This window comes from Brucella sp. BE17, from assembly GCF_039545455.1.
In the GTDB taxonomy this organism is placed as follows: domain Bacteria; phylum Pseudomonadota; class Alphaproteobacteria; order Rhizobiales; family Rhizobiaceae; genus Brucella.
In genome coordinates this window covers 1,469,125-1,484,650 of record NZ_CP154468.1, presented here as the reverse complement: position 1 = coordinate 1,484,650, position 15,526 = coordinate 1,469,125, and the positions used below count along the sequence as shown (strand labels likewise).

Here is a 15,526-nt window from a genome sequence, read left to right as displayed (position 1 = left end):
GAAGCGATAGAATCAGAATTCGGAAGCCAGGGGAATCCTCAACCCGATTCCGCGTTCAATGGACGTGCTCTAGTGCGAGACCGATGCCTTGTGCCACAAAGGAAGCATCCAGGCCGATAGATTCGGTATAGATCTTGTAGTTCAACGACACCCCCCGGCGACTAAATGTCAAAACGCCGCCTTTCCTCGATGCGTATCACGCTCCAAAGCGACTATCGGCTGACCTGCTATGTCATCGACGGTGATCACATGTTTGCGGGCAAGGGGATGATCAGTGCGCAGTACGCAGACGCTGCTGGCTTTCGACACCACCTCCCACTCGAAGAAGCGCTCGTCGAGAGGCAGGGGAGAGATTCCGATATCAGCTTCCCCCGTCAGAATACTCTGAACCATTTGATCGTAGCGTTGCGCCTTTAGATGAAACTCATAGGATGGATCGTTTTCAATCAGCACTGAAACGATCCGAGGCAAGAGATTCAATGACAAGACGTGCGGTGCGGTGATGCTGAGCGTGTTTCGTTTGGTCCGAAAAGAGTCAGCCAGTTCTGTTTCGATTTTCCGAGAATCTCCAGATATCTACCCACCCCCAACTTCTTTACAGGAGCGCACAATTTCCACTCCCCGTTCGAATTTCTGCCGATAAACGCGTTCGGGTCGTCGTATAACGTCGCTCTCCGGATTTGTGAGTTAGCTGCCTTATCGGTGAAATAGTCATGGAGCTTTGAATTCAGGTACAGCTGCGAATTCTGCGGTTCGAGTTTATTCTTGATGATATCTGGCTTGCCGCAACAAACTGCCGAGCTCAAACGGCTCCGTCGAGAAAACGAGAGATTGCACGAGAGGGATATCCTTAAGAAGGTGACGGATTTTTTCGTTGGAGAGAAAAATTGATGACGTTTCGTTTCATCAATCAGGCGAAGAAAGAATTCGCTGTATATTGTGTTTACAATGTCGTGAGCGTCAGCCAGAGCGGCTATTTTGCCCGGAAGGGCCGGCTGGCCAGCCGACCTCAGCGCGATGATATGGTCATACTGAGCATGTGCGCAAGGCCCGGTCTTTCTTGAATAAACCTATGACAGCCGCCTCAATAACTAGCAGCATTTTATCAAGATGGTGAAGCCGGAGACCAAGCTTTGGCTGCGGTTGTCGGATGGAAGCGCATCTAAATCTCATACCTTCGAAATAGTCCTCACAACAAGCGTCCAATAGAAAATCTCCGATTGCAATCGAAGGTCATGTTGCCCTGTGAATCAGGGGCCAGTTTGGGCGCCGATAATCCCTGAAATGGGTTCTTATTCCATGCTTAATGACACAAGGCAGTCTCCCAGGGGCTGACCAGTACGAAAGTATTTGTCATAAGGTAACAAATTGCTATTCGCGGACCTCGGTTTGCGTGATGTTGTATACTATGAGGTCCGAGCATGAATGAGATTAAAAAAAAACGAGCGCCACGGTTCAGTCGGGAGTTGCCGGCTGTACGCCGGCGAATGCTGGTCGAGGCTGCGACACGCTGCCTTGCCCGCGGTGGAATTACAGCGTTAACAACAGATAATATCCGCAAGGAAGCAAAAGTCTCTATTGGCCTTGTGGCACATCATTTTTCGGGAAAAGATGAAATCCTTTCCGAGGTTTATCAGGTTTCGCTCTATGATGATGTTCATCGTCAGATAATTGAGGCCCGCGAGAGCCGTGATAATGCCTCCAGCAACCCTGAACAGCGGCTGTGTGCTCTCATCCAGGCACAGTTTTCCGAGAAGCATTTTTCAAAGGACAACCTCCACATCTGGTTATCCCTTTGGGGTGAAATCGACAAGAACGAAACGTTGAGAACCCAGCACCGGCAGCTGTGGCGCGCATATCGTGAAGCGCTTCAGCTGGATATAGCTGCGCTTGCCACTGAACGTGTCCTCGATGTTAATTCTGAGCAGCTTGCAATAAATTTTATTGCACTTTTTGATGGGCTTTGGCTCGAATGGTGCCTAGATCCGACGGCAGTCTCACGAGAGGACGCCATAGAAGGGTGCTATTCTCTTCTGGAAGCGCAACTCGGTCCACTGAACCGCCAAACCATGAGCCGCAAAACCGGTTCCGAAGATGTTAGTCAGTCTCAGGATGCAGCTGCAGACAAATCGATCTGACAGCTATGCTTCGTCCGGCGTGTTTCCGGAGTGAGCTGAGGCAAACTAAAAAATGCTCAATTTCACTCTAACTTTCCTGTCTCAACCCCTGCTGACGCTTAATGATAGGTTCCCTTTTCGGGGGAACCCAGGCAGCGGGCAATTGGCTCCATCTCCCTCGGATATTGCGTTATTTAACGTTGGGTATCGTCATAAACTACCCAAATATCTGAAATTAATGAGCAATATATACATAATCCTGATCTGTATTACCACGAAGGCGTGTCCGCAAGCGCAACAGTAAATTCTTATTGAAAAAATTTTCAATAAGGGATATGTGTTGATCAAGAACAGCGAAAAGCAGGCGCCTGGGAGTATCATAATGGCATATCAAACACCGAAATCCGTGTCGTAAACGCTGAGCGTTTTGCTGCGGGTTCAGTCTGCGTGAAACAAAAGAATGAACATCGCAGAGCTCAAGGTCAGCCGTTTCAGGTTCTACTAAAAATTAAACATTATAGCGAGATGCTGTATTATGATGGCCAATTCTTCACCATTGAACATTCCTTTTGATGAGGCATCACGTTTACTGCCGATGGCAGAGTTGATTGAGCGTTTGCGAAATGCTTTCGTCCGCGGATGTGAAGCACCGCAAAGACATCATCATACAATTTCGGTTCAGGATGAACCAGACGCTACATTGCTCTTGATGCCATCGTGGCAAAAGAATTCAGGCTGTGACGGTTATCTCGGTGTTAAGATCGTAACGGTGTTTCCCGGCAATGTTCGGCGTGGGATTCCCGGTCTCACATCCTGCTATCTGCTGTTTGACAGCGGTAGTGGAATTCAGCTCGCGACGATCGACGGCAATGCCATAACAACCCGGAGAACTGTTGCTGTATCAGCATTGGCCGCATCTTATCTCGCGAGAGAGGACGCAGATAACTTACTGGTTCTCGGTTCCGGCCGTGTAGCAAGTCTCTTGCCAGAAGCTTATGCGGCGGTGCGAAATATCCGGCGTGTAAGCGTCTGGGATATCAATGCTGAAAGTGCGGCGATAATGGTTAGCCGGCTACAGGAGGCTGGGTTTGACGCCTATGTGGCATCTGATCTGGAGAGGGGCATCCGTGAAGCCGACATTGTAACATCTGCAACTTTGGCGACTTCACCGCTTATCCGGGGGGAGTGGCTGCGACCCGGCACGCACGTTGACCTGATCGGTGCTTTTACGCCAACAATGCGGGAGGCAGATGACGAAACGCTCGCACGCTCAGCTGTTTATGTCGATACAAAAGAGGCCTTGCATGAGGCTGGCGACTTTACGCAACCAATAGCAAGTGGTGCCTTTGTGCCATCCAGCCTGAAAGGCCCCCTGAGAGAACTATGTGCCGGACGGTTGGAGGGGCGAAGCTCACCCGCGCAAATTACAACCTTTAAGGCTGTTGGAACGGCTCTGGCCGATCTTGCCGCAGCGGGTATGGCATATGAGCTATTCCGTTCTTCTGATGATCGCTGCTAGCCAGTCAAGCTGCTTAAACATTCAGCCAAATTTAACAGAAAGAGATCGTGCGGATCTCGAATAAGGGGAAGTTGAAATGAGAATATCTAAAATTGTCACGCTATCGGTTATGGCGATCGGTCTGGCTTTATCTTCCGTCACGGCAAAGGCTGATGACCTTGAGAAAATTCAGTCTTCGGGAAAACTATCAAATGCTGTATCTGGTGTGTTCCCACCGTTCAGCTTTGTGGATGAAACGAATACACTGGTTGGATTTGACGTTGATATCGCTGCGGAAATCGCACGGCGTCTGAATGTAGAGGCCAATACTATCACGACATCTTGGGATGGAATTATCGCTGGTCTGGTCACGGGTCGATATGACACGGTTATTGGTTCGATGGGGATTACAGAAGAGCGCAAGAAAGCAGTTGACTTCGTTGGACCTTACTATCGAACGGGACTGGGTATATTCGTTCGCAAAGGTTCAGAGGCAAACAAAGCAGCGGATCTTGAGGGAAAAACTGTCGGCGTAACGCTTGGCGAAGCCGCTGAGAAGTGGGCTCGCGAGCAGAATAAGTTCAACATCCGTACGTATAAAGGTCTTCCCGAACTGCTTCTTGACCTGAGCGCTGGCCGGGTTGAAGCGATCGTTGCCGATGACATTCCAGTGTACGTGGCAATTTCCAAAAGCAACGCGCCTGTTGAGCAACTCAAGGACGAAAACCTGCCTCGCTTCGATGTTGGCTTCGCTATTCGCAAGAATAACCCGGAGCTCGCGGCTGCCATGAAAAAGGCGCTCGACGAGATGGTTGCTGATGGCACTTATGATGCTATCGCGAAGAAATGGGTCGGTAGAGATATTCGATAATCGGCATTCAGGGCGACTGATTAGGGCCGCCCTGATCCTTCTTTCAGCAATATATGAAGGCGTAGTGCGATGATCGTAAGTTCGATACTGTTCGCGTCTCATATCGGGAAAGCCTGTAAATGGATATTGCACTGGTTGGACGGATACTCCCGTTCATAGCTGAAGCTGCCCTTGTCACGATTGGTCTTACAATCGTTTCACTGCTTATCGGTCTGGCGGTGGCTATCTTTCTGACGTGGTCGCGATTTTCAGGGGCCTCCGTGATCCGGTGGTTTGCTACTGCGTATGTCAGTGTCGTACGCGGTACACCGCTTCTTGTGCAGCTGTTTCTCGTGTTTTTTGGCGGACCGCAAATCGGCCTTGAAATGTCTCCCTTCTTAGCCGCCGTGCTGACAATGGGCTTTAACATTGGCGCTTACATGTCCGAAGGTATGAAAGGCGCCATACTCGCCGTTGAGCGGGGCCAAAGTGAAGCGGCGCGGTCTCTGGGGTTCAGTCGCTTTGATACCATGAGATTGTTTGTCCTGCCTCAGGCTGCTCCTTTGATGATCCGGTCACTCGGCGTCAACACCATCATTCTGGCTAAAGGAACAGCATTGGTTTCAACGATCGGTGTGGTGGAGCTGACCTATAGTGCACAGCGGTTCGTCACATCTACTTATAAGCCTTTTGAGGTATTTGCTCTCGCTGGCTCAGCATACCTTATCATCATTGCTCTCATCTCAATCATCGTCCGCTTTACAGAAAGCAGATTTGATGTACAGCGAGGAGCGAACGCATGAGTCTCGATTTTGGCGTCGTCCCATCATATTGGGGCATATTGTTCACAGGGCTGATGTGGACTGTTCTCATCACCGTTCTGGCGGGGACGCTGAGTATTGTTCTGGGAATCCTGGTCGCCCTTGTGACGCTTTATGCGCCAAAAATTGTCGGCTTGCCGGTTCGGGGCGTTGTGTTTCTGTTCATGGGAACTCCGCTGCTTTTGCAGCTCTACCTGCTCTATTATGGCCTCTCACAAATTGGCATCCTGCTCCCAGCATTCTGGACCGGAGTCATTGGTCTTGGCATACACTATGCCGCGTATAATGCGGATATTTTCCGCGCATCCCTACAGGGTGTTGATCCGGGCCAGACGGAAGCGGCGCGGACACTTGGGTTTGGTAAAATTTCAACTTTACGTCACTTCATTGTTCCTCAAGCTATTCTGACTGCTTTGCCGCAGGTCGGTAACAACAGCATCATCCTTCTCAAAGACACAGCCGTCCTCTCAGTTTTGGGAATCACCGAACTGGTCCTTACTGCCCAGCGCGGTATCAGTGAAACCTATCGACCATTTGAATTCTACTTTGCCGCCGCCGTTCTGTACTACATTGTGAACCTCGCAATGGAGTTTGGACTGAGCAGGGTCGCCAAGAAAGCGGAAGCTATTCGATGAAGCAGCAAACTCCCATGATTGAACTGCGGAAAATTCGCAAATCTTACGGGCAGCATGAAGTGCTCAAGGGTATCGACCTGAGCGTCGCGCGCGGGAAGATCGTATCCATTATCGGGCCAAGTGGGTCAGGTAAGAGCACGCTTCTGCGATCAATTAATATGCTTGAAGAAATCTCAGGCGGCGAAATATGGCTTGATGGAGCGCAGGTAAACCGTCCCCTGAAGGGACGCGCCTTTGAAAGACATATCAATCACATCCGTCAGGAGATGGGTATGGTATTTCAGCAGTTTAATCTCTTTCCTCATCTCAGCGTTCTTCAGAATATCGTCATAGGGCCGATGCGGCTCAAAGGTTTGAGCAAGGCGGATGCGCTTGACCGTGCCAACGACCTCCTTGAAAAAGTCGGTCTTGCCGATAAGGGAAACGCTTATCCCGCTCGTTTGTCAGGCGGTCAGAAGCAGCGTGTCGCAATCGCGCGTGCACTTGCTATGCAGCCTAAAGTCATGCTGTTTGATGAAGCAACATCGGCACTGGACCCGGAACTCGTCGATGAAGTTAACCTGGTCATGAAGCAGCTTGCTGCCGAGCATATGACAATGCTTATTGTGACCCACGAGATGCGTTTTGCAGCTGAGGTTTCAGATAACGTAATGTTCATGGACGGCGGGGTTGTGGTGGAACAAGGCCCTCCCGCTCAAGTGCTTGCTGATCCGCTGGAGGAACGAACGCGATCGTTCTTGCGTAAGCATTTGTCGCAATAAACGACGCCCGAACATCACATCACGGTCCGACTTTTGGATGCAGCTTCATTGAAGCAGGGAACCATCATGTTTTTAAATGCCGATCAGTTATCCGATATTGTTGCGTTTCGCCACGCGTTGCACCGCCGACCTGAAGTCTCAGGCGAGGAGGCTGAGACAGCGGACGCGATCGTTTCACAGTTGAGGAAAACCGGTGCTGATGAAATAATTTCCGGGTTGGGTGGCCACGGTGTAGCTGCAGTTTACCGAGGGCTGCAAGAGGGGCCGACGGTGATGATCCGCTCAGAACTGGACGCGCTTCCTATACAGGAAATTTCCGAACTGCATTACCGATCGGAAATCCCAGGAAAAGGCCATCTTTGCGGTCACGATGGGCACAGCGCTACTCTTGTTGCACTGGGCGTTGGACTTGGTGAGAACCGCCCTGCGCGGGGCCGGGTTGTTTTGCTGTTTCAACCTTCTGAGGAGAACGGTGCAGGTGCTGCGGCAGTGATTGCTGACCCAAAATTTGCATCCATCGCACCCGATATGGTGCTTTCGCAGCATAATTTTCCTGGACTGCCTTTGGGGTTTGTTGCGCTCAAGGATGGTGCTGTGAATTGTGCAACGCGCGGCATGAAAATTACGTTCTCGGGTAAGACAGCCCACGCAGCGTCGCCTGAGGAGGGTATCGCACCAACGTTGGCAATCGCACGACTGCTTGGCGCACTGTCCGCAGTGGGTAATGGAACTGTTGTGAATGAGGACTTCCGCCAGGCGACGGTCACACATGCTTTCATTGGCGACGAAAATTTTGGGATCAGTCCGGGCCATGGTGAAATCTGGGTCACCCTGCGCACCATGACTGACGAGAAAATGGATGAGTTGATGGCGGCGACCGAAGAGCTTGTGCAGGAGCAGGCAAAGGCCGCAGTTCTTGAGGCTCGCGTGTCATACCATCAGATATTCCGCCAGTGTTTCAATGCAGCGGAGCCAGTTGCGGCTCTCCGTGAGGCGTTGGATGAGCTTGGAATTGAGCATGGTGAAAGGAAGGATATTCTTCCGATACGACCGGGAGAAGATTTTGGTCTTTTCAGAAGCGTGGCACCGTCAGCAATGTTTTTCCTTGGGGCAGGGGAAGGGCATTCGGGTCTGCATAACCCGGATTACGACTATCCAGATGCACTGATTGACGTTGGCGCTCGTATTTTTATGCAAACCATCCGCAACATTGTCGGATGATTGTGTAGCGAGACAAGAACACCGTCCATTTGCAGACAAGCAAGCGTCCGAATTGGCTCGGCATGTCTGATTATGCCTGCGGCCATAGATATTGGAGAAAACGTTGAAGATGGCACCCAAATACAAGTCCGGATCAGGCTGGAACGCGCTCTTGCCATCAAGAGTCACAAAAACGCTTCTCCCAACCTCCCGGCGGTTTCGAAACATCGTTATCGGAGCTGGGTACACTGGCCTTGCCACCGCACGGCGTCTCGCTGAGCTTCATCCCGATGAGCCGATACTCTTGCTGGAAGCCTCAACTATTGGCGAGGGCGCTTCAGGCCGAAATTCTGGCTTCTTGTTGATCAATCCGGGTGAACCCAGTGCAAATGCTGAGGGTTTCGCCGAGGATTGGGCCGCACGACAGATGAACATTGTTCAGGCTGGTCTGGATGAGCTGAAAATGCACGTTGATCGTTACGCGATTAATTGCGATTGGGACGAAAACCCATTGGCAATCACCGCTGCAGCGACCCCGCGCGTCGAAAAGAGCGCTCGGGCTACAGTTTCCACCTACCTTAAATGGGGTATGAACCCTCGGGAATACTCGCAGAGCGAACTGACAAGCATTATTGGCAGCGACTACTATCGATACGGGCTGGAGTCACTAACGAAAGTTCTTATCCAGCCCGCAGCGTTGCACAGAGGACTGGCAGACAATCTTCCCTCGTCAGTGCATTTGGTTGAGAACATCGTCGTTCAGTCCGTATCAAAGAGTTCACCGTTCCGCGTCCAGACGAACGAGGGTGATTTCATTGCTGATCGTGTATTTATCACGAACAACCTGCACGCTCGGGAATTGGGGATTGTTCGCAACCGGATGATAGGCATCCTGACATATGGCGCTTTCACGCCTGAATTGGATGATAGTGAGTTGGCACGCTTAGGTGAAGAACCCAAGTGGGGCATACTCCCCGCTCACCGTATGGGCACCACCATGAGAAAGACGAACAGACGATTGCTCATTCGGAGCGGAGATTCTTACGAGAACGAGCTTGACCCCAAAAAAGCGCGGGCAATGCTGACTGATCTTTATCGAAATCGATTCCCCCATATGCGAAATCATGAATTTGAGTTTGTATGGGGCGGATTTACAGCAGTCACACACAATGGTGGTTTCTATTTTGGTGAAGCACGCCCAGGGATGTTTGTCTCGGTCGGCTGTGGTGGTGCCGGCGTGCTTCGTGGTACGAGCCAGGGGAGACTCCTTGCAGAGCTGGCTTCAGGCGTGGAATCTCAGTTGCTCACGGACCGACAGAGTATGGCCGGTCCTAGCTGGATACCGCCCGAACCCTTTTCGATGATCGGCGCGAAATTGCAGATTGCCTTTGAACAACTCCAGGCAGGAAGAGAGAGGTAATTGCTGACGATAAGTCTGATTTCATTGATGCAAAGATGGTAAGCGTACGCTGATCCTCACCTTCCAATTACGGTTCTGATTGTCGCATTAGTCTTTTGAGATAATTAGGACGGAGTTTCTCCATGGACACTCCATTGGAGGTTCTACGAGTTGGTGGCGGGAGCTGCGGGAACCGAAAGTGGCCGGATGAGGTGAAGGCGCGGATTGTAGCAGAGACGCTGCTGCCTGGCGCTACGGTGAGTTCTGTTGCGCGTTGGCACGGTTTGCTTGCAAATCATGTATCGACGTGGCGGACTCTTGCGAAAAAGGGGCAGCTTGTGTTGCCTGCGCCAGAGGATCCGGTGGAGTTTGCAACCTTAATGGTTGGGTCGACCACTAGGTCAGCGTGCATTGATGTTGATGTTCCCTCGCGCCCGGAAATCGTGGTAGGCGCAGTGGTCATTCGTCTGACGGCTGGTGCTTCGGCGCACCTGATCTCCGGTGGTCTGCCCACGGAAGCAACGCTGGCCCATGTCCTGGTCAGCAAGTATGCGGATCATTTGCCATTGTATCGCCAGAGCCAAATACTGGCACGGGCAGGCCTTGATCTGCACCGCGCCGTTCTGGCTGATTGGGTCGGCAAGGCTGCGTTCCACCTGAAACCGGTGGTCGACCGACTGGCCGCTCATCTGAAGCGGTCTGGCAAGCTGTTTATGGATGAAACCACCGCCCCGGTGCTGGATCCGGGGCGTGGGACAACGAAGAACGGATATTTGTGGGCACTGGCCCGCGATGACAGGCCATGGGGCGGCGAGGACCCGCCGGGTGTAGTCTATTTCTACGCCCCAGGTCGCGCGGGCGAGAATGCCGAAGTCTTCCTGAGCGGTTTTGACGGCATTCTGCAGGTCGATGGCTATCAGGGGTACAATCGGCTGACCAAACCTTCTCGAAAGGGTGGCAGTCCCATTCGGGTGGCCTATTGCTGGGCGCAAGCTGAAGGAGGTCTTCGACCGCGACGGCTCTGAAATCGCCGCCGAAGGCCTGCGCCGGATTGCGGAGTTCTACGCTATCGAGGCTGATATACGCGGCATCTCACCTGGCCAGCGCCTGTCTGCCCGCCAGACCCGCACCGCGCCCCTGGTCGCCGCCTTCGGTGAATGGCTTCAGACACAGCGTTGCAAGGTATCCGCCAAATCCCGTCTGGGAGAAAAGCTCACCTATATCCATAACCAATGGGAAGGCCTGCAAACCTTCTTAACGGATGGTCGCGTAGAGATCGACTCCAACAGGGTTGAAAACCTCATCCGGCCTATCGCTCTCAATCGCAAGAATGCGCTCTTTGCAGGTCACGACGAAGGCGGCATCGCTTGGGGCCGCATCGCTTCGCTGATCGAAACCTGCAAAATCAACGATGTCGACCCCTTTGCTTATCTCAAAGAAACACTCACTGATATCGCAGCCCGGCATCCCCAAAGCTGCCTCGACGACCTGCTCCCATGGAACTTTAATACGTCAAGCTAAGAAACATGTGCAACGCAGCGAACGCTTACGAAGATGCCTTGCTGCTCTCGCATCATGTCAATGCGCTCAATGCCAGCGGATGTGATATTGGCAGCGGCTTCTGACTTGAAACCCAGCAAGGAAGGTATCCGCTGGTTGACGCGGCGATGATCCTGCTCAAACGTGTTGTTCATATATCTGCTCGAGCGGATCGTGATGGGATGGCCAGAGTGTTTTCAGCCTGTTTTCTTTGCCGCATTGCAGGATGGCAATGCGATTGGGTTGGCCGCCATCGATAGTAAGCCGTTCTTTAGTTGACCAGCTGAAGAAAAGCTTGCCATCCTACCGCGCCGCTCCATTCAGACTACGAAATCAAACTGAACGAACTTACCGTCGCCGTATCATTTATTCCAATTAGAAGCTTCGGGTCAAACAGCTGGTCGCCGTCATTTCTGTTCTCGCCGGGGAAATACAGCTGAGTTGTGAGGACACGTCCGCCGGAACGCTGGACCTTGAAGTGGAAATGGCGGGTGCGGCCAGGATAGAGAACTCGGACTATTGTTCCTCTTTCGAGTGTCGTTAAATTCGCTGACCTATTCGAGACGCTGGCCGCCATCTGCTGAGAAGAGGTGGACTGCTGCTGCATCCGGCATCACATTGATGACGGTTCCCGGTGACAATGTCACACGGTCACGAAACACACCAATGACCTGGGTATCGCCAAGCCTCATCGTGATCTGCGTCTCTGCCCCCGTAGGCTCGACCAGAAGAACTTCTGCAGGCACGCCAGCGGAATCGAGCCGGAGATGTTCGGGCCGGATACCCAAGATAGCCGAACGGCCGACATGAGTGCGAGTGTCAGCCGGCAGAGGCACGGTCAGACCAGCCGTAACAAAGCCATCGGAGGTTATTGTTCCTTCGAGAAAATTCATCGAAGGTGAGCCAATGAAGCTGGCGACGAAACGGTTGGCGGGGCGATCATACAGATCGAGCGGCGCGCCGATCTGCTCAACCTTTCCGCGGTTCAGAACGACGATGCGGTCGGCCATGGTCATCGCCTCGACCTGGTCGTGCGTGACGTAGACTGTGGTGGTCTTCAGCTTCTGATGCAGTGACTTGATCTCACCGCGCATGACCACGCGTAGCTTGGCGTCGAGGTTCGACAGCGGCTCGTCGAACAGGAAGACCTGCGGATTTCGGACAATCGCCCGGCCCATCGCCACGCGCTGGCGCTGGCCGCCGGACAGCTGGCGCGGATAACGCTCGAGCAGGGCTTCGAGATCGAGAATACCGGCTGCCCAGTTCACTCGCTCCGTAATCTCGGCCTTGGTGGCACCGCGATGCTCGAGCGAAAAGCCCATATTTGTGGCAACCGTCATGTGCGGGTAGAGTGCATAGCTCTGGAACACCATGGCGATGTCACGATCTTTCGGATCAAGATCGTTGACGATGCGTCCGCCGATATCGAGCGTTCCTCCGGTGATGGTTTCGAGCCCGGCGATCATCCGCAGCAGCGTGGACTTGCCACAGCCCGATGGACCGACGAGCACGACGAATTCGCCGTCGTTGATGCCAAGATTGACACCATGGATGACGTTGGTGGAGCCAAAGCTCTTGCGGATATCGGAAAGGGTGATCTGAGCCATAATAGGATCCCGTTGTTCAGCCCTTCAGGCCGGTATGCGCCAGCCCCTCGACGAACTGTTTTTGTGCGATGATGAAGACGATTAGAACAGGCAAGGCCGTCAGGGTGGCCGCAGCGAGCTGGATGTTCCACATCGGCCCGCCATAGGCGTCGGTGTATTGCGTCAACGCCTGTGGCAGGGTGAATTTTTCGGCGCTTGATAGGAATACGATTGGTTCGAGGAACAGGTTCCACGAGTGCAGGAAGGTGAAGATCGCCACCGATGCCAAGGCCGGTTTTGCCAGCGGTAGTGCGATCTTTCGGAATATCTTGAAGCGGCCGAGACCATCGACCCGCGCGGCTTCCTCGAGCTCCGCCGGTAGCGTCACGAAGAACTGCCGCATCACGAAGGTTGCGAACACGCTCGGTGCGCCGAAGATCGGCACCAGAATCAATGGCCAATGGGTGTTGACCATTCCGGCCTTCAGGAACATCTGGAACAACGGCACAATTGTCACCTCGGACGGGATCAGGAGGCCGAGCAGAACGATCATGAAGATCGTGTCGGCATAGGGAAACCTGATCCGTGCAAAGGCGTAGCCGGCCATGGACGACACGATCATCGTACCGATGGTTACGACAGCCGCGATATAAGCCGAATTCCAGTACTGCTGCACGAAGGGCTGCAGCTCGAACACCTTGGAATAGGTCGTCCAGTCATAATTTTGCGGGAACAGTTGCGGGGGGAACGCAAAGATGTCGCTGATGGGCTTGATCGACGAAGTTACCATCCACCAGGTCGGAAAAACGAACGGAATCAGCAGCACGCACATCAGCCCGTAGAGCGCCACCCGCACACGAGGGGAAAAATCAGTTTTCATAGAACACGATCCTCTTGCGCATCTGCCACTGGGCGAAGGTCAGAAAGGCGACGATCACAAAGAGCAGGATGGACAGTGTCGAGCCGTAACCGAAATAATGGAACTGGAAGGCCTGCTGGTAGAGGTAATAAACAAGCACTGTGGTAGAGAGACCCGGCCCGCCCTGGGTGAGCACTGCGATCTGCGCAAACACCTGCAGCGAACCGACAATGGTAATGATCGAGGTCAGCAGGATGGTCGGGCTGATCAGCGGCAGGGTGATCCGGCGGAACTGCTTGAAGGCCGGAGCACCATCGATGCGGGCAGCCTCATAGAGTTCCTTCGGCACACCCTGCAGGGCGGCAAGAAACAGGATCATGTTGAGGCCGACATTCTTGAATACCTGAACGACGATGACCGAGATCATCGCGGTCACGTCCTCGCGCAGCCAGTTAGGGCCCTCGACGCCGAGCATCAGCAGCATGCCGTTGATGCCGCCGTTCTTCTGCAGGAGAAACCCCCAGACGATCGTCCAGGCGACGAGCGAAACCACGACCGGGGAAAAGAACAGCGTTCGGAAGAAGGCAATGCCCGCGAGCTTCTGGTTGAGCAGGACGGCGAGCAGCAGCGCCAACGACATGTTGAGCACGACGAGGCCCGCCGAAAAGATCGCCGTGGCGCCGAGTACCTCGAGCAGATTGGTATCCTCGATCACCATCTTGTAGTTTTGGCTGCCGGTGAAGGTAAAGGTGTTGGCCAGCACGTTCCACTCATGCAGCGAATACCAGAACACCAGGCCGAGCGGCACCAGAACGAAGGTGATGATGCCGATCAGTTGCGGCGCAATGAACAAGAAGCCAGCGAGGCTGTCGCGCCGCGCGATTGTCCAGTATGACGATGGTGCGCCAGTCCTCGACGATTGATGATGGTGCGCGACAGCCATGACGATCTCCTCAGCGCTTCAGCAACGGGCCGATCTGGCCGCAGATCTTCTGCAAGGTGGCCGGCACGTCCGCTTGCGGGCGCCAGATGGCGTCGAGGTTCGAGCGGACAGCCTGCTGTATCTGGGCAAAGCCGCTATGCCCCGGCATGACCTTGCCGGTAGCGATGCCAGCGATCACCACATTTTCAATCTGCTCAAGGCTCAGCAGCGGATTTGTCTTCTTCAGCACCTCGGCATTCAGCAGGGACTTGCGTGCCGATGGGAAGAACTGGCTCAGTTTCGCCGAATTTTCCGGGTTGGTCATGTAGGCGACGAACTCCGCGGCGGTCTTGGCATTCTTACCCGACTGCATGACGCCGATGCCCGCCTGGCCGATCAGCGCATATTCACCGGCTGGCCCCTTCGGCAGCGGCACGATGTCCCAAGAGAATGACTTGTCCTCAGGCAGCAGCGAGGCGCGGCTGATCTGGGTGATGGTCATTGCCGCGTCGCCAGCGAAGAAATCGACCGTCTCTCCGGGGCCGGGCATCGCCTTGCTGGTGAAGATGGCGTCGTGGATGAACGACAGGGCGTCCACCATCGGCTTTTCGGCCATACTGCAGGTCTTGCCGTCCTCGCTCCAGGGCGATGCACCCCAACCGTTCCAAATCGAGGTCAGGTACTGCCAGTTCTGATAGTTGAAATCGCGTACAACCAGACCGCCCTTGCCGGATTTTCCGACGGCCGATGCGGTGGCGATGGCGTTATCCCAGATCCATTCATCGCTCGCGATCATCTCGGCCGGCGTTTTAGCATCGGCAGCCTTGATGACATCGTTGTTGACGAACATTGCAAATGGTGAAGTCGAGAACGGATAGGCATAGAGCACACCGTCCTGCGTCCAGCGCTCAATTGCACCGGTGCTGACCTCCTCGAGGTTATAAGCCTCGGCCGCCTTCAGCGTGTCGGTCAGCGGATAAAGCGCTCCCGACTTGACGAAGTCATAGGCGGAGGTCTCGAAGATCCAGGCCATGTCGGGGGCGTTGCCACCAGCAATCTGAGTGGTCAGGGCAGTCGAATAGGTATCGAACGGTAGCGACTCGTAGGTCACGGTTACGTTCGGATGCTCTTTCTTGAAGTCGGCGGCGATCTCGTTGAACAGTTTCAGATGTGCCTCGTTGGCACTCCAGATGGTCATTCGCAGATTCACGGCGTCCTGCGCCTGAGCAATGCCGCTCAGTCCCAGAAAAGCCAATGCGAAGACAGTCGATTTTAAAGTCCGGTGATAGGGCATTCCCAGTCCTCCTCCAAAGATGGGTTCGATCTCAAATGGTATCTC

Annotated in this window: 13 protein-coding genes and 5 pseudogenes; 11 read left to right on the top strand and 7 right to left on the bottom strand. The window is 53.6% G+C overall.

The window, feature by feature from the left end; genetic code table 11:
- Positions 1 to 168: 168 nt before the first annotated feature.
- Positions 169 to 543, bottom strand: coding sequence for a LysR substrate-binding domain-containing protein (locus AAIB41_RS18225; protein ID WP_343316127.1), 375 nt, complete (start codon positions 541 to 543; stop codon positions 169 to 171).
- A gap of 24 nt (positions 544 to 567) precedes the next feature.
- On the opposite strand from AAIB41_RS18225, the pseudogene AAIB41_RS18220 reads away from it, so the two are divergent.
- From AAIB41_RS18220 to AAIB41_RS18170, 11 genes and pseudogenes are all read left to right on the top strand, one after another.
- Positions 568 to 711, top strand: a pseudogene (locus AAIB41_RS18220) (peptidase T); the annotation flags it as partial.
- Between the two features lie 710 nt (positions 712 to 1,421).
- Positions 1,422 to 2,138, top strand: a complete 717-nt coding sequence (locus AAIB41_RS18215) for a TetR family transcriptional regulator C-terminal domain-containing protein (RefSeq protein ID WP_343315370.1) — start codon at positions 1,422 to 1,424, stop codon at positions 2,136 to 2,138.
- Between the two features lie 517 nt (positions 2,139 to 2,655).
- Entirely contained in the window at positions 2,656 to 3,636 is a 981-nt protein-coding gene (locus AAIB41_RS18210) for an ornithine cyclodeaminase family protein (protein WP_343316126.1), read from the top strand.
- Positions 3,637 to 3,712: 76 nt separating this feature from the next.
- Positions 3,713 to 4,486, top strand: coding sequence for a transporter substrate-binding domain-containing protein (locus AAIB41_RS18205; protein ID WP_343315369.1), 774 nt, complete (start codon positions 3,713 to 3,715; stop codon positions 4,484 to 4,486).
- Positions 4,487 to 4,605: 119 nt separating this feature from the next.
- Positions 4,606 to 5,268 carry an amino acid ABC transporter permease gene (locus AAIB41_RS18200; protein WP_343315368.1) on the top strand — a complete coding sequence of 221 codons (663 nt, stop codon included), beginning with the start codon at positions 4,606 to 4,608 and terminating at the stop codon, positions 5,266 to 5,268.
- Positions 5,265 to 5,921, top strand: coding sequence for an amino acid ABC transporter permease (locus tag AAIB41_RS18195; RefSeq protein WP_343315367.1), 657 nt, complete (start codon positions 5,265 to 5,267; stop codon positions 5,919 to 5,921). The genes AAIB41_RS18200 and AAIB41_RS18195 overlap by 4 nt, the downstream gene beginning before the upstream one ends.
- A complete protein-coding gene (locus AAIB41_RS18190) occupies positions 5,918 to 6,682 on the top strand; it encodes an amino acid ABC transporter ATP-binding protein (RefSeq protein ID WP_343315366.1) in 765 nt (254 codons plus the stop codon). Before AAIB41_RS18195 ends, AAIB41_RS18190 begins: the two co-directional genes overlap by 4 nt.
- A 66-nt stretch (positions 6,683 to 6,748) precedes the next feature.
- A complete protein-coding gene (locus tag AAIB41_RS18185) occupies positions 6,749 to 7,903 on the top strand; it encodes an amidohydrolase (RefSeq protein WP_343315365.1) in 1,155 nt (384 codons plus the stop codon).
- Positions 7,904 to 8,012: 109 nt separating this feature from the next.
- A complete protein-coding gene (locus tag AAIB41_RS18180; RefSeq protein ID WP_343316125.1) occupies positions 8,013 to 9,302 on the top strand; it encodes an FAD-binding oxidoreductase in 1,290 nt (429 codons plus the stop codon).
- Between the two features lie 122 nt (positions 9,303 to 9,424).
- A pseudogene (locus AAIB41_RS18175) lies at positions 9,425 to 9,583 on the top strand (transposase); the annotation flags it as partial.
- 189 nt (positions 9,584 to 9,772) lie between these two features.
- Positions 9,773 to 10,802, top strand: a pseudogene (locus tag AAIB41_RS18170) (IS66 family transposase); the annotation flags it as partial.
- Here AAIB41_RS18170 and AAIB41_RS18165 read toward each other — a convergent pair.
- From AAIB41_RS18165 to AAIB41_RS18140, 6 genes and pseudogenes are all read right to left on the bottom strand, one after another.
- Positions 10,799 to 11,090, bottom strand: a pseudogene (locus tag AAIB41_RS18165) (DDE-type integrase/transposase/recombinase); the annotation flags it as partial. The pseudogenes AAIB41_RS18170 and AAIB41_RS18165 sit on opposite strands and share 4 nt — an antisense overlap.
- A gap of 50 nt (positions 11,091 to 11,140) precedes the next feature.
- Positions 11,141 to 11,343: pseudogene (locus AAIB41_RS18160) on the bottom strand (intradiol ring-cleavage dioxygenase); the annotation flags it as partial.
- A gap of 31 nt (positions 11,344 to 11,374) precedes the next feature.
- The gene (gene ugpC, locus AAIB41_RS18155) at positions 11,375 to 12,427 is read right to left on the bottom strand and encodes a sn-glycerol-3-phosphate ABC transporter ATP-binding protein UgpC (RefSeq protein ID WP_343315364.1); all 1,053 of its coding nucleotides are present in this window, start codon (positions 12,425 to 12,427) and stop codon (positions 11,375 to 11,377) included.
- Between the two features lie 16 nt (positions 12,428 to 12,443).
- Complete coding sequence (locus tag AAIB41_RS18150) at positions 12,444 to 13,286, bottom strand: carbohydrate ABC transporter permease (protein WP_343315363.1); 843 nt, start codon at positions 13,284 to 13,286, stop codon at positions 12,444 to 12,446.
- Positions 13,276 to 14,208 (bottom strand): sugar ABC transporter permease, encoded by a 933-nt coding sequence (locus AAIB41_RS18145; protein ID WP_343315362.1) that lies wholly within the window; start codon positions 14,206 to 14,208, stop codon positions 13,276 to 13,278. Before AAIB41_RS18145 ends, AAIB41_RS18150 begins: the two co-directional genes overlap by 11 nt.
- A 10-nt stretch (positions 14,209 to 14,218) precedes the next feature.
- Positions 14,219 to 15,481 (bottom strand): sugar ABC transporter substrate-binding protein, encoded by a 1,263-nt coding sequence (locus tag AAIB41_RS18140; protein WP_343315361.1) that lies wholly within the window; start codon positions 15,479 to 15,481, stop codon positions 14,219 to 14,221.
- Positions 15,482 to 15,526 lie beyond the last annotated feature (45 nt).

Bases quoted from the DNA above. Each gene is read 5' to 3' on its own strand.
- AAIB41_RS18215 (WP_343315370.1), top strand. From the start codon at position 1,422: ATGAATGAGATTAAAAAAAAACGAGCGCCACGGTTCAGTCGGGAGTTG.
- AAIB41_RS18210 (WP_343316126.1), top strand. From the start codon at position 2,656: ATGGCCAATTCTTCACCATTGAACATTCCTTTTGATGAGGCATCACGT.
- AAIB41_RS18205 (WP_343315369.1), top strand. From the start codon at position 3,713: ATGAGAATATCTAAAATTGTCACGCTATCGGTTATGGCGATCGGTCTG.
- AAIB41_RS18200 (WP_343315368.1), top strand. From the start codon at position 4,606: ATGGATATTGCACTGGTTGGACGGATACTCCCGTTCATAGCTGAAGCT.
- AAIB41_RS18195 (WP_343315367.1), top strand. From the start codon at position 5,265: ATGAGTCTCGATTTTGGCGTCGTCCCATCATATTGGGGCATATTGTTC.
- AAIB41_RS18190 (WP_343315366.1), top strand. From the start codon at position 5,918: ATGAAGCAGCAAACTCCCATGATTGAACTGCGGAAAATTCGCAAATCT.
- AAIB41_RS18185 (WP_343315365.1), top strand. From the start codon at position 6,749: ATGTTTTTAAATGCCGATCAGTTATCCGATATTGTTGCGTTTCGCCAC.
- AAIB41_RS18180 (WP_343316125.1), top strand. From the start codon at position 8,013: ATGGCACCCAAATACAAGTCCGGATCAGGCTGGAACGCGCTCTTGCCA.
- ugpC (WP_343315364.1), bottom strand. From the start codon at position 12,427: ATGGCTCAGATCACCCTTTCCGATATCCGCAAGAGCTTTGGCTCCACC.
- AAIB41_RS18150 (WP_343315363.1), bottom strand. From the start codon at position 13,286: ATGAAAACTGATTTTTCCCCTCGTGTGCGGGTGGCGCTCTACGGGCTG.
- AAIB41_RS18145 (WP_343315362.1), bottom strand. From the start codon at position 14,208: ATGGCTGTCGCGCACCATCATCAATCGTCGAGGACTGGCGCACCATCG.
- AAIB41_RS18140 (WP_343315361.1), bottom strand. From the start codon at position 15,481: ATGCCCTATCACCGGACTTTAAAATCGACTGTCTTCGCATTGGCTTTT.